The following is a 14,299-nucleotide window of genomic DNA, read 5'->3' as shown; positions in this document are numbered from 1 at the left end:
CAATGACCAATTCATAACAGTACATTGATTGATCATTTGCTTGATGACACGAAATAATTAAGTCTTCTATCCTACGCGTCTTTTATTTGATTTTAAAGGGAAAGCTCTCTTTCCTTTTCTAAAAACATTTAATATTGACTATTTATACCTGATGCTTTTCTATACTTGGCCCCATTGATCTTATATTCTGCCTTGGCATCAAGAATCTCCGATTTGGCCTCCTGCCAAAGAACCTGAGCTTTCAATACTTCTTCTGCTACCACCGTTCCTGCGTCATATCTATCCTGGTTCAGTCTGAGATTTTCACTAGCCTGAATAAAAGATCTTTCAGTAAGCTCTATACGTTTAGCAGACTGATTGAGCTGCATCACTGCATTCTGGACTTCCAGCAACAGAAGCTCCTTAGTTTCTTCCAATTCAAGCTTTTGCGCATTGGTTTTAGACTGCTGCTCTTTAACTTTCTCCTTTCTGGCTCCCCAGTCATAAATTGGAACATTCACCGACAACATTCCCACAAAACCCTGCATATTATTTTTCATATCGATGGGATTGATATTCTTACCAAAACTGGAAAAGCCTATTCCTGAAAGAGCAACCGTCGGCTTGCGATCTCCATCCAGCAGTTTTCCCTGTAGCTCATTTATTTCTACTGCTTTCGCAAGAATGGATAGCTCAGGTCGGTTCGCCGGCTGCAGCTGACTGTCTGCCAGAACACCAGTAAAACTGCCGCTAACAGCATCCTCCACATCAAAACTGGAATTAGGAAGTCCTGCGATCTGGGCAAGGCTTAACTTGGCTATGCTAAGGCCATCTTCAGCGCGTTTCAGATTGAGTTGTGCCTCATTCTGCTGAACTTCTATTTTCAAGAGGTCATTTTTATACGTTAGCCCTGCATCAAAGGAATTCTTAACCGTGGTATGCAGTTGATCCAAAAGTTTGATGTATTCTTTTGCCAAAGCTATTTTTTCCTTGGCATTTACAATTTGCCAGTAAATAGTCTCCGCAGAGAGTTTTACTTCTTCTTTGGTAAGGTCTTTCTGCGCTATCTGCAGATCTACTGCTGTTGAAGAAAGCTTTTTCCCGGTTTCTACTTTTCCGCCGGCATATAAAACCTGGGTAACATTCACATTGGCACTTCCCAATACTTCCGGTATTAGGTTGGAAAGTGGTTTGGAGAAATAATATCCTCCTACACTTCCGTCAACTGTAGGCTTTCCACCTGTTTCTGCAGCCGTCTTGGCTGCTTTGGCAGCTTCGATATTTTGTTGCGCTTTTTTGATCTTTTTATTGTTCTCTAATGCCAGATTTTTGACTTCATCCACTGAAACTACACGTTCCTGGGCCTGAGCATCTATTGCCGTGGTGAACAACAGCACCAGAACTATTTTTGATATCGTATCGTATATTATTTTCATCTTTTTTACATAAAGGTTGCCCTGCAGCATTAAACAAATGAGTTCATTAACAAGGAATCAATACAGGGCAACCAGTTAAAAAATTGATATTACAATTATTAGTGATGAGGTTTTGGTTTATATAAGATAACCTCATCGTCCATTTGATCTTCAGACGTTTCATCTTTAGGCACGGGATCCTTCAGAAGCTTGTAATACATCACCGGAACAATGAAAAGTGTAAAGATCATGGAGAAGATTAGCCCAAAAGCCAATACACTTCCCAACGGTGCCCACATCGGAGATTTACCTAGAATCATTGGAACCACACCTACTGCCGCAGCGGCTGAAGTAAGGAATATAGGACGCATTCTCCTTTTGGCGGCTGCCATGGCCGCTGCTTTGTGTTTGTATCCATGCTCCCGGATCAATTCATCAGCATAATCTACCAGGATGATTCCGTTTCTTACCACGATACCTATCAAGCTGATAATACCCATGAAGCCTGTCATTCCCAGTGGGTTTCCAGTAATGAAAAGTCCGAAAAAGGCTCCGAAAAGACTCAGAAGGAAAGTACACAAGATAATGAGGGCTTTACCCAGATTTTTGAACTGGAACAACAGTGTCAGAAAAATCAGGATAAGGCTCACAGAAAGTGAAAGCATCATCCCCGGAGTATTTTCAGCCGTTGATTCTGCATCTCCTCCATATTGAATGGTTGTGCCTGCTGGGAGCGGAAGCGCCTCAATTTTTGGCAGGGCTTCTTTAAGAATTCTTGATGGCTTAGGACCAAGCTGTGCTTCTGCCAAAACACTGACGTACTTAATGCCGTTCTTTCTTGAAATGACTCCTGCATGCCATTCCGGCTGTAAAGTCGCCACTTCCTTCAACGGGATCTTGCTGCCAAAATAAGATTGGATGTGAAGATTTTCCAGGGCATTCATATCTTTCCTGCTTATGGAATCATACCTCAGGAAAATATCGACTGGTTTATCTCCTTCCCATAATGTCGAAACAGAATATCCTTTCAGTCCAGCTCCGAGAGTTTGGGTAATCGCCTGATTCGTTACCCCTAGCCGGTTGGCCTTCACATCATCCACATTCAGCTTTACGCCCATGTAATCATATTCACTGCTCAGGCGTACATTATTGGTTCCCGGTGTATTTTCAATGATCTTTTTGATCTCCAGTGCTACCTTTCTCTGATCGGATTCTTTATCACTTACCACACGGATATCAATAGGTGAACCTTCCTGAAAGCTAAGCTGCTTCAACTTAATAGACCCATCAGGTATAAAGTTTTTAAGCTTTTCCAGATATTCTTTGACCATTTCATTAGATGCATCATTACTGATGGTGGTAATGAAAACCTGTGCAAAATATTTTTTAGGAGATTCCGGCGCATATGAAGTATGGAATCGTGGTGAACTCATTCCTACAAAGCTTGTGATATCCACTACGCGATTGTCTTTTTTAAGGATCTTCTCAAGCTCTTTTACCTTAGCTTCCGTTTTATCCAATGAGGTTCCGTTTGGTATCCAGACTTCCATATTGAACTGATTCCGTTCAGTAAGCGGGAAAAACTCAGGATCAACTTTAGTCGCGATAAAGAGAGCACTAACAATTGATAGCACACCAATAAACATTGTCGTCTTTGGCCATTTGAAAGCCAGTCCTACCCCATTATCAAATGCTGTCTGAAGATGGTCCAGCATGTTCTTCTTCACAGGTCTGTCACTTACTTTATGCTTTAATCCTTTTTTAATAAATACATAACAGGTGTATGGTGTAAGGAACAGAGCGACCAGCATCGAGGTGATCAATGCAATAGCTACGGTAATCGGGAGTGAGAACATAAAATCTTTTGCAATGCCATCCATAAATAAAGCTAATGGAGCAAATGCAAATATAATGGCCATTGTCGCCGTAAAAATAGGAAGTGACAGCTGTTGGGCGGCCTGCCAAGCTGCTGTCCATGGTGTTATTCCTTCATCCAGCTTTTCAATATAGTTGTCGACTACCACAATGGCATTGTCCACCACCATTCCAAGGACGATGATCAAGGCGGCAAGGGTTACCTGATGAAGTTCCAGACCTACGATCTGCATAAGCCCAAACGTAATAACGATAGAAATAGGCGCTGCTGCTGAAGCTACACCGGCAACCCGTATAGGAAGCAGTAACATTACAACAAGTACCACAGAACCTATTGCCATGGCGAACTCCACCATGAAATGACTTATACTTTCTCCTACCGCTTCCGGCTGATTCACAATCGTTTTCATGTGAATGTCAGGCGGGAAATTTTTCTGAATGTCCTCGATCTTTTTCTCCACTTCTTTCCCGAAGGCTACGATATTATTTCCGGGCTGCATATCAACGGTCAGTACCATTGCTTTTTCATCTCCTACTCTTACCAATGAAGAAGGTTCTTCAAAACGTCTTTCAAGATCGGCGACATCTTTCAGGCGAACCACATTGCCTGCCGGCGTAGTGTAGACGATCTGCTCGGCAATATCAGACATATTCTTGTAACGGCTGTTGGTAAAGACTGGAATGATGGCATTGGAACCTCCGGATAATTCTCCATTATATCCGGTTACATTCTGCTGCTGAATGGCACTGACCAATGTGTTAATTCCCAAACCGTACTGCTGTAGTTTCTGGTCATTGATTTTAATGTAGATCTGCTGTTTCTGGCCACCGGATCGGTTGATCTTGGAAACTGTAGGGATTACCTTCAGGCCATCTTCCAGCTTATCAACATATTTTTCGATCTCGGCGTAGCTTCTTTCTTTGGAAGATACGGAGATGATCATTGCCGTCACATTGGCAAAATTACTGTTGATAAACGGTCCGACAACTCCGGCAGGAAGCTTTGGACGAAGATTCGCATCCATATCAAGCTGAAGCGTGTGCCAGAATTTCTTACGGTCTTTGACATCAGTATTCATTTCCACAGTGAAAAATACCTGTCCTTCTTTAACTTCAGCTTTGACTTTTTTCTTTTTGATCTCTTCAAAGGAGAAGAGATATTGTTCTATCTTTTTTGCTACTTCTTCCTCAACCTGATGCTCATCGGCTCCCGGATAAAATGCATATACAGCAGCGGTCGGAATCTCGATCCGTGGATTTTCGCTTCGGGGCATATTGATAAGAGAGTTGATCCCCATTACCATCAACAGGACTACCATCACGATCACTACCTGCTTGTATTTCATCACAGCTTCCAGAAAATGCACTTTTTTATTCGTCATTTCTTTATTTCTTTTTAATTAAAACTTAACAGGTGTACCGTCTCCAAGACGTGTCTGCCCAGAAATAACGACCTGCTCATCCGGAGTCAGTCCGCTTTTGATAATTACATCGCTTGCACCCGCCATATTCTGCATTTCTACTCTCTTTTTAAAGGCAGTGGCACCATTCTTAGCAGATTTCACAGTATATACATAGCTTGAACCATCAGGGTCTTTAAGTATGGCCTGAGCAGGAAGGATAATGGCATCTTTACTTTTGCCTGTTTTGATGTTGATATCCGTGATCATCCCCGGCAGTATCTGCCCTCCCGGATTGTCGAGCCGGATCTTTACGGTATACGTTTTGGAGTTGTCATCCGCTTGAGGATTGATGATGGTAATATTTCCATGAATCGTACGGTTAAGGCTTGGAATGGAAACTTCCGCAGGAGTTCCTATTTTAAGGGCACTGATCTCATTTTCCGTGATGGCTGCAGTTGCATAGATCTTATCGGTTTTTACTACTGTAAATGCAGGGACTCCAGGTGCTGCCATAGCTCCGGCTTCAGTAAGCTTTTGAGAAACGATCCCCGAAAAAGAGGCGTATAGCTTTGTATCCCTAAGATTTTTCATGGCAATATCTCTATTGGCTTTAGATTGTGCCAGCGCTACTTTTGCAGCGATATAATCTCTTTCCGGTAAACTTTTTTTAAGATACAGCTGATTGAGGCGGTTGAAATTGTCCTGAGCCTGATCCATTCCTGCTCCGGCAACAGCCAGGGCATTCTGATAAGTACTGGTTTCTATGGCAGCCAACAACTGACCTTTTGATACGCACTGTCCTTCCTGAACATAAACTGCTGTAACACGTCCGGAAACCCCAAAACCAATGCTCACACTGTTGTCGGCCAGAATATTTCCACTGTAAGAGAAAGTTTCGGGTCGGGAAATCATTTCTACTTTCTGCACGGCAACCCTTATAAGCTCAGCTTTGACTGTGGGTTGCTCTTTTCCGCCACATGCTGAAAGCAACAGCAGAATTCCTAATAAAAAAAGACTTTTCTTTTTTTTGACTATCATAAAATAAATTTTTACCGTTAAAGAGAATTCAATCGTAAATTGGTTCACCATGCAAAGTTGAGGTAAGAAAATACGTGATAAAAGGTCTGTTTTTGGCTGATATTGGTCTAAAACGAAACGATTATTCTAGATAAAAAGCAGCTTAACAATAAAACAGCAATCCAAAGCTTATTGATACAAAGAATTTTACATAATGTAAACACCTTTGTATATTCTTATAATTTTGTGAAATTTGCGGACACGCTTTTTATAGTTCATGAAACTATCCTAGGCATTCTAAAGATTGCATTAAAGTTACTTCCTTTTTGTAAATCGTGGTGAGTTTAGCATCTATTCCGCTTAAGATGCTCCTTTAAACATAATAGTTCCCTAATCACTTCACAATATAAAAGGACAAGTTCCAGAGATAATCATTTGTTCAGATTTTGACCAATTTACATCGAATTCAGACCTTTTTTATTAACATTTTACTGTAGAAATTTGCATTATTAACCAATATGAAAAAAAAAAAAAAAAAAAAAAAATATTTGTTAGTGGTAAAAAAATTTTAAGCAATACATCCGAAGACCTTACCATAATTGTTGAACAGATAAAAAATAGAAATGAAAAACAATGTGCTTTTTGAAACAAAATTCAAAAAAATTATAGATACTTTCTGGCTTAGAGAAGATATTCTGGAAACAATTCCCAACTGCCAATGTGAATATCTCGACAACAATTTCAGATTTTTGAGTGTATCATCTGAAACTTTATTTTCGGAAAATGAGCTTAAACCTGTATTTGAATTATATGAAACGGAATTCTCTATTTTGGAAAGAAATAGCTCAAGGGTAAGGTTTGAGCATATTATATCCTGATAATGTATAATACAACAAAAAAAATCTTGAGTACTGAAAAAAAAATAAAAGAAATTGCTAAATATGTGCTTTTTGTAGAAGGCAGGTTCTATGCTACAACACAGCAGATCGCACAAAGCGCGGGTATGGATAGAACAGCAATACATTATTATTTCCGCACGAAATCCAACCTTGTTAACATTATCATTGGTGAAGTGATCAACGAATTTCCTGCTCCCACCTGGAATGACATCAAGAATCTTTCACTGAAAGAGAAAATGGAAAGATATATTGATTTCAATACTGAAAAAAGCAAAAAATATCCTTATCTGGATGTTTATATTATTACCCAGAATGAATGCTCAGAATTTGGGGGAAAATTATTTTTTCCGCTCACTGAAATGATACCTGAGATCTCAGTTTCAATTAGTAAAGGAAGAACAACCTACAATAATCCTTTCTTGTTTCTTGTCGATCTTGCTTCCATTGTTTCAGGTTTCCATATCTCTGCTGACTTTTTTAGGAAAAGATCAGATATTGTATTATCATCATCTTTCTATCATCAACGAACTGAAACGATTATAAATTTATTTTTAAAGTAAGTTATCAAATTGAAAAATAAGCTGTAAGATGAATTCTTGAATATATGGTATAATCCTGCGGCTTATTTATTAACTTTACTAACGTTCATATTTAAAACTATGACTCATAAAGATATTGTTTTTCATAATCTCCACGATTTGTTTAAAATGATCGACAAAAATGGTGATCATCAAAAAAACAACAATGATTTTTTTATCATCCGGGAATCTCATGACCTGGACAAAAATTCTTACAAATATCCTTTCAGAACAGACAATGGCGCAATTATGCTGGTTACAGAAGGGGAAGGTAAAATACAGATTAATCTTGAAGAAATAAGCATTAAAAAAGATGATATCGTTATTTTCACTCCAAATTCAATTATTTATCCAGCCTATAAAGGTTCTTACATCAGGGCAAGGGGGATTGTCTTCAACGATTCTTTTGTTCAAAAAAATATCCGTCATATGCATTATATTAATGAGATCATCTTCTTTTCTGAAAGAAATACTCCTATCTTACATCCCGGCCTTAATGAAAGGGAAACCATAAGATTCCTGCTTAATAAGATTAGCCAGGCGGATGAACAGGAAAATTATTACTCGAAAGACATCATCAATCATTATTTTAATGCGCTGCTCCTTGAGTTGATGGTACTATACCGGTACAATGAAACCAGAACGATTGATTCTAAAACATCAAGGAAGAAGGATCTTATCAATCAGTTTCTTATACTGCTTTCCGAGTATTCCAAAAAAGAGAGAACTGTTGAGTTTTACGCCGAGAAGCTTTTTGTGAGCCCAAGCTATCTGACACGAATCGTGAAAGAAGCCTCTGGGGAATCTACCCGTACCGTTATTACCAATTCAGTCATTATTGAGGCTCGTGATCTGCTTTTAAGTTCTAATCTTTCTATTACACAGATTGCAGAAGAGCTTAACTTCAGTGATCAGTCTTTTTTTGGTAAATTCTTTAAAAAGAAAATGAAAATGTCTCCAAAGATGTTTAGGGCAAAAAATAAATAAAACCCTATACAACATATTACATTAAAAACATCCTAAAGTGTCACAATCACAAACGGAGATTTCTCAATAAAGGAATTTTGAATTATAACAAACACCTATACATAGGTATTGAACGTATTGTTTGAACATCAGATTGAATTAGTTTTCCCCAGCCCCGGAAGACAGACAGATAATCCGTATATTCAGTCATTCAATGGAAGCGTCGGGACGAGTGCCTGAACGCATACTGATTCCTTTTATTGGAAGATGCAAAGGAAAAAATCGAGGCCTGGTGGGAAGAATACAATACCATCAGACCCCATAGCTGTTTAGATAATTTAATGCCTGAAATATTTATCGAAAAACAGGTTAAAACAGCGGAATTTTCTACTATAGAACAGTCCTAAATTTGGGGAGAGGTCAAAATTCTATCATATTCGCGAATACGATATCAATAAATACTAATTATTCCTTTACATATGTAAATGAAAGGGTTCTTTTATTATTGTTTTTTTGCTAGATAATTTTAATATTAAAAGTGTCAAGAGATGAAACGATTCATTAATGAAAGAATAACAATTATAGCAAGCTCTCTGGGAATTCTTTTAAATCTATTTCTAATTCCTATTCAATCCCGAATCTGGAATGGCCGTCAGGATTGTGCAATATCAAATTTTCTAACAAACTTTCTGGCAAAAGATGCATTGCTCGATGAGCCGGTAAAGTCAACTTTAAACATGCCACAGGAATATTTTAAATATGGGCATTATTTTGTTTTAGTCTATTTTTCTTTACTCATCGCAATTTGGACTAGTAGTTTTATTCGCCAGCAATGGCTAAAAAATAGTGCAATACTAATTACATCAATTGCTTTAAGCACCAATGTCTTAATTTATTGGGCAAGTGAATATTTAACTATTTATGCCCGTGAAATATTCTTTAATTATATCGAAGTTCCGGCAATTGCAATCTTACTTATTTTATTTACTGTAATTGCCTATAAATTAAAAGAACAATATCATTCAAAATGGAAAAAGTATGTTTACTTATTGCCTGTTTCGTTAACGCTTCTATGGACGATTGTGTTTCAATATATTCCGCATGCTCCTGTATTGGCACTTCTTATTTGTATTTTGATATTAAGTTTGAATAACCAACAAATACCAAAAATCGATGCAAAACATAATTGGTATGCTATTATTGTACGAATCACAGCTATTATATTGATTGTTATTTCTTTTGGAATTTCGATTGCAATCAAATATCAGCCAACTACTATTATTGGCGAAAATCAAGAGATGAAAATTGAAGCATTTTCTAAGGATTCAGGGATCGAATTGTATGTATTTAATACCGGATTTAACCGAATGACAAAAGCATTAAGTCCTACTTATAAAAAATGGAGACCATGTCCGATTTATTTAATTAAACACCCAAAGTTTGGCTATGTTTTATTTGACTCCGGAATATCAGAGAAAGTAGCACTTGAAGGTCAAAATGGTTTGGGATTTCCGATGCCTTTTTTATTTGAAAGTAAATCTAAATTAGAAATGCTGGCCTTTAATCAGATTAAAAAACTTGGCATAAAGCCTGAAGATATTAAATATTTGGCAATTTCACATCTTCATGATGATCATATAGGAACTGTCTACGCATTTAAAAACGCAACGTTAATATTAAATGGCAAAGCAAAGCCAAAAGAAGGAAGTCTTCCAGGGTTTACACCAGCTTCTTCATTTAAAGAAAGTAATTCTTCGTTAGGAAAAGCATACGATTTGTTTGGTGACAAAACGATACAATTAATAGAAAAACCGGGACATACAGACAGTGATTTAATGCTTTTGGTAACTTTAAATCAAGGGCCTGTTTTACTAAGCGGAGATGCTGTTGTACATAATGACTGGCTTAAATCTAATGATGTTGAAAGACTGCCAACTCAACCTGAGAATGCTGCACAAAACAGAAATAATATTCGAACTTTAGAAACAAAAATGCCCGAATTGATAGTATTTCCAGGTCACGATATGCCAATTATTTTGAAAAACAGAACGGACATTCATATTATTAATCCAGATTTTTTCAAAGCCAGTAATTTAAATATTAAGCAGCAAAATTAAAAGTATCGTAATAATTCAAGTTGCTGGTTTAACAATTCAATAGATAAGTTGTCTTTAAATAAGAATAGAAGAATTCTAGCTTCAAAAATCGAACTCTAAATGCTCTAATAACCTGAGTTCGATTATTAAAAAGCGCACAACTGGTTAGTTTTTACAGTTTAATATTTGATGGAAGGTTTCTTTGGGAAGAAGCTGTATGCTGCCAATCCTGCCAGTATATTTACGATGACCCACTTTATCGCATTCCGGTAAAATACTTTTGAAGGAGACGGCTCTTCATTCCTTGGATTTCCGTTTTGGTTAGCCCGAGCAGACGGGCATAGCGCCGCAGGTTCCGGATTGGCAGAACTTGCCTTGCTTTATTTCATCATTGCCATCTGTTTATTTTTTGTTGGGGCAGGTAATTATTCAATTGACCATAAAATGCATTTAAGAAAACAGAAATAATTATCAAAAAACGTGCAATGAAAAATTAACAACAAATGTTTATAAAACTATCACTTGATACTTGGCAAATTCAGGTATCAAGGATAGATAATTTGCTACAAGCTAACTGATAAGCAATTACAAAAGGAAGTTTCACCAAATAAAAATAGAGGTATTTATTAGGACACTAATGATAACACCATTTTGATTGACCAGGGATATAACGCAACTTTCACCTAAGAGAGCATGTTACAGAATGTGATTTGTCAAAATAAAGGCAAGCGCCTGCCATTCCACCTCCATTCCTTGGTGCTCCTGAATATATATTACCAATTGCAGACTTATTATAATACTCAGATTGTAACATTGTGTGTTTATTAATGGTATCAATTACATTACTCCAGTATTTCGCATAAGTGATTTGATCTGCCTCATAAGGGCACGTGTCATAACGTTCGAACTATAATGTACCCCTGAAAAAGGGCAACTGATTAAAGTGTATATTTAAACAGTTGAACAATAAAAATCCTAAAAAAAAAATAGAATACATATTAATGAAGATTAAGCCATCGTTATCTTAGATTTCTTATACATGCTAGCTACAACCTTCAAAAAAGATGATGATTTTGAGCTACAAGATTGAATGGTTAAAGGAAAATTGAACACATAATAATGAATAATAGGAATATCTAGTGTCAAATATTTTTTTTTATTGAGAAACATTCAAAAAGTCGAACACATTTTTGCATTATTTTAAAACAATATAATCAATTGAAAGTCAACCAATAAAAAACATAAAAAAAGGAGACGTTAATTTTTTAACGTCTCCCTAAGCGGAGAGTGAGGGATTCGAACCCCCGGACCTGTTACAGTCAACAGTTTTCAAGACTGCCGCAATCGACCACTCTGCCAACTCTCCATAAACTCCGATTCTATCGTCGTTTTCAGTGGTGCAAATATAGAATTATTTTTAATATTGACAAAATTATTTTTAGAAAAAATATTACTTTTGAATTCATTTCAGAAAAAGCTTATTTTAATCCGTAGAATATCAAGCGAGTGGCAATATTTAAATCTGTATGCAGAATCATTGTAAAAGGAAAGCTTACCCTTCCTGAAAGCAAAATACATTTTCATGTGAAAGGATGGGATGGGAATGATTACACCGACATTCCTTTTAACCATCTCAATATGGAAGATATAGGGGATGATTTAAAAAATTATGAAAATCTGAATGAAATCAGTATTCAATCAGACCCAATTTCGGAAAAAACGAAAGAGCTTATTGAAACAATACGGGAGTTGGGATTACAAAGCTTTCTCCTTGAAAGTTTTACATATTATGGTGATAGTTATCCTATAGATGATTTAATCAGTATAGTCATTGACAAGGAAAAGATTATTCAGGAATCACTTTTACATCCTGTAGATAAAAATACAGGAGATCGTTATAAAGATCTGTATGGATATGAATATGATGACATTCTCTATTACAGCTATGAATTGGCTCAGCTCAAATACCAGAACCAGAAAGAACTGGAAAATAAACAACTATAAAAGAAAACCCTTCAACCATGAATTGAAGGGCTATTTATTTTAATTTTCAGGAATTTCAATTTTCCCTAATAACGATCTATAGTTATTTAATTGTTCTTTAATCGTATTGACATCTGCTTTAAAAAAATTCGACTTTGAAAAAAGCTCCTCATAGTAAGCAATTCCACTAAAAAGGTTCTCTTTAAATGTTTTCCATTTTTTGATCTGGGAATTGCCGATTTTTTCTGTAAAATCACCGATATCTTTTTTCAGGTAGTCAACATATAATTTCAATTCATTGATAAGCATATTGGGACGTTCTCCAACTGAAAGTACATTGTTATTTCCATAAATATGTTGTACCATAGCCGAAAGAGAGACTTGCTTATCAAAAAAAGCAAGATTAGGTCCCGGACAAACGACTACTCCCTGCTTCTCCCCTTTTATTTCTAAATCATGTTCTATGTAGGCAGAATTTACCAAACCTACACAAAGGCAAGCCTTTTCCGTAATTTCTTCTTTCCTTTTGCGAAACTGGTTTTCTGTCAGTTGCTCTTTTTCCTGTTGTAGCTCTCCAAGCTTTATTTCCTGGTATTTTTTAGAAGCTGTACAAATTCCTTTCGATGAATATTCTTTATTTAATGCCAACAGTTTTTTCGGACAAGAACTTCCAAATTTATGTCTGGATTCTCTGTTTCGTCTAAAAATTTCGTTTGAACTTCCTTTTACCGTATTAAAAGGTACTCCCAAAGGAGAAAGATGGCTCAGATAAAAATCATTTTCTGTAGATTTTACCAATAATTCACGGGTTTCTGCATCCATTGAAGTTGCTTCAGGAACCAACAAAAACGGCGATCCCCAACCGACACTGTCGACTTCATAGGTTTTCAAAAGAAACTCATGTTCTTCGGAAGTTCCTACTCCACCCTGAACGGTAATCTTCATTTCCAGAGGCTCAACAACCAAAGATTTTCCTTTTTGTTCTAGTGCCTTTATCATCAAAGCATGAGCAGATTCTATCAGTTCGTTTCTTCTTTGTTTGAATTCCTCCATAATCGGACCGATCAGCAATCCTTCTGTAGCAAAAGCGTGTCCGCCACAATTTAACCCCGATTCTATCCTGTATTCAGAAACCCAAAGTCCTTTTTTGGCCAGAAAATTCCCTTGAATCATTGCAGAACGGAAGTCGCTTACTTTCAGAATAATTTTCTTTTTCAGGAAACCGTTTTCATCAGGAAAAAAATCATCAAATGCTTCAATATAACTGTACAAACGGGGATTCATTCCTGCAGAAAGTACCATTGAAGATGACAGTTTACTGTTGGCAAAACCTCGTAATGAAGCATGGGCATCATTATACATCACAGGTAATTGTTCATTTTTATGAAAATTATCCTTATCTACCTTCGTCATGATGTTGACATCAATATTGCCGGGTGAAAGATGGCTTTCAATGAAATTTTTAACAGAAGAAGTAAAATCGTCCTTTTGATTAAGCAAACTTTGCAGACCATTTTTAAGCTCTGAAGCACCGGGAAGCATTTCCATAAAGTTCTTCAAAGCGGTTTTATTTTTCGAAATTTCCTCTTTAAAGGCTTCAAACTTTTCATTGACGATATCATCCATCATATCCAGATAATCGGTAATCCTTTTGGCCCGGTAATCGTCAATCTTTGTTGAAATACTTGGATACTTCAGATTGAATTTTTTGCTGTAAAAGTTTTTCATTTTTTCTATAATCTCATCATCAATTATAGAAACTACGGAAGAAATGCCGTACTGCGCCACACGAATAGGACTGTCTATTGTGTACGCCAATCCCATTACGGGAATATGGAAATTGTGCAAAGGTTTTTTGATCATTTTTTATATTGATTAAAATAATGTCTTACCCTTAAATTCCCATCAACTTATTTCACTTCTGCAAAAGTATCAGTTTCAAATTAATTATGCGTAAAATAATATAGTATTTCGCATAATTTCTTTTATATTCATTTGATTTATGTGAGCCAGTCTTATATGAAAACCCTATGAATGCCCGATCAATAGGATGAGTATGATTAATTAAAATACAATCCGTGGAAGAAT

General features: G+C 36.6%; 9 protein-coding genes, 1 tRNA gene and 1 pseudogene. 6 read left to right on the top strand and 5 right to left on the bottom strand.

Translation table 11 applies throughout. From position 1 onward, the window contains the following. Positions 1-128 precede the first annotated feature (128 nt). The 3 genes from P0Y62_02390 to P0Y62_02380 form a co-directional block, all read right to left on the bottom strand. Positions 129-1,415, bottom strand: a complete 1,287-nt coding sequence (locus P0Y62_02390; protein ID WEK70405.1) for a TolC family protein — start codon at positions 1,413-1,415, stop codon at positions 129-131. A 98-nt stretch (positions 1,416-1,513) separates the two neighbouring features. After that, entirely contained in the window at positions 1,514-4,651 is a 3,138-nt protein-coding gene (locus tag P0Y62_02385; protein ID WEK70404.1) for an efflux RND transporter permease subunit, read from the bottom strand. Between the two features lie 18 nt (positions 4,652-4,669). Then, positions 4,670-5,710 carry an efflux RND transporter periplasmic adaptor subunit gene (locus P0Y62_02380; protein ID WEK70403.1) on the bottom strand — a complete coding sequence of 347 codons (1,041 nt, stop codon included), beginning with the start codon at positions 5,708-5,710 and terminating at the stop codon, positions 4,670-4,672. A gap of 602 nt (positions 5,711-6,312) precedes the next feature. Between P0Y62_02380 and P0Y62_02375 the strand changes: the two genes are divergently transcribed. From P0Y62_02375 to P0Y62_02355, 5 genes and pseudogenes are all read left to right on the top strand, one after another. After that, a complete protein-coding gene (locus tag P0Y62_02375) occupies positions 6,313-6,567 on the top strand; it encodes a hypothetical protein (GenBank protein ID WEK70402.1) in 255 nt (84 codons plus the stop codon). Positions 6,568-6,593: 26 nt separating this feature from the next. Continuing rightward, entirely contained in the window at positions 6,594-7,148 is a 555-nt protein-coding gene (locus tag P0Y62_02370) for a TetR/AcrR family transcriptional regulator (protein ID WEK70401.1), read from the top strand. A gap of 99 nt (positions 7,149-7,247) precedes the next feature. After that, a complete protein-coding gene (locus tag P0Y62_02365; GenBank protein ID WEK70400.1) occupies positions 7,248-8,153 on the top strand; it encodes a helix-turn-helix domain-containing protein in 906 nt (301 codons plus the stop codon). Between the two features lie 153 nt (positions 8,154-8,306). Further along, positions 8,307-8,539 (top strand): annotated as a pseudogene (locus P0Y62_02360) (transposase). Between the two features lie 141 nt (positions 8,540-8,680). Beyond that, the gene (locus tag P0Y62_02355; GenBank protein ID WEK70399.1) at positions 8,681-10,249 is read left to right on the top strand and encodes an MBL fold metallo-hydrolase; all 1,569 of its coding nucleotides are present in this window, start codon (positions 8,681-8,683) and stop codon (positions 10,247-10,249) included. 1,260 nt (positions 10,250-11,509) lie between these two features. Here the strand turns inward: P0Y62_02355 and P0Y62_02350 are convergent. Further along, a tRNA-Ser gene (locus P0Y62_02350) sits at positions 11,510-11,594 on the bottom strand. A 140-nt stretch (positions 11,595-11,734) separates the two neighbouring features. Between P0Y62_02350 and P0Y62_02345 the strand changes: the two genes are divergently transcribed. Beyond that, positions 11,735-12,232, top strand: coding sequence for a hypothetical protein (locus tag P0Y62_02345; protein ID WEK70398.1), 498 nt, complete (start codon positions 11,735-11,737; stop codon positions 12,230-12,232). A 39-nt stretch (positions 12,233-12,271) separates the two neighbouring features. Here the strand turns inward: P0Y62_02345 and P0Y62_02340 are convergent, their stop codons facing one another. Continuing rightward, entirely contained in the window at positions 12,272-14,074 is a 1,803-nt protein-coding gene (locus P0Y62_02340; protein WEK70397.1) for a hypothetical protein, read from the bottom strand. Positions 14,075-14,299 lie beyond the last annotated feature (225 nt).

Source organism: Candidatus Chryseobacterium colombiense, from assembly GCA_029203185.1.
Lineage (GTDB): Bacteria > Bacteroidota > Bacteroidia > Flavobacteriales > Weeksellaceae > Chryseobacterium > Chryseobacterium colombiense.
This window is presented reverse-complemented; position numbering and strand designations above follow the sequence as displayed.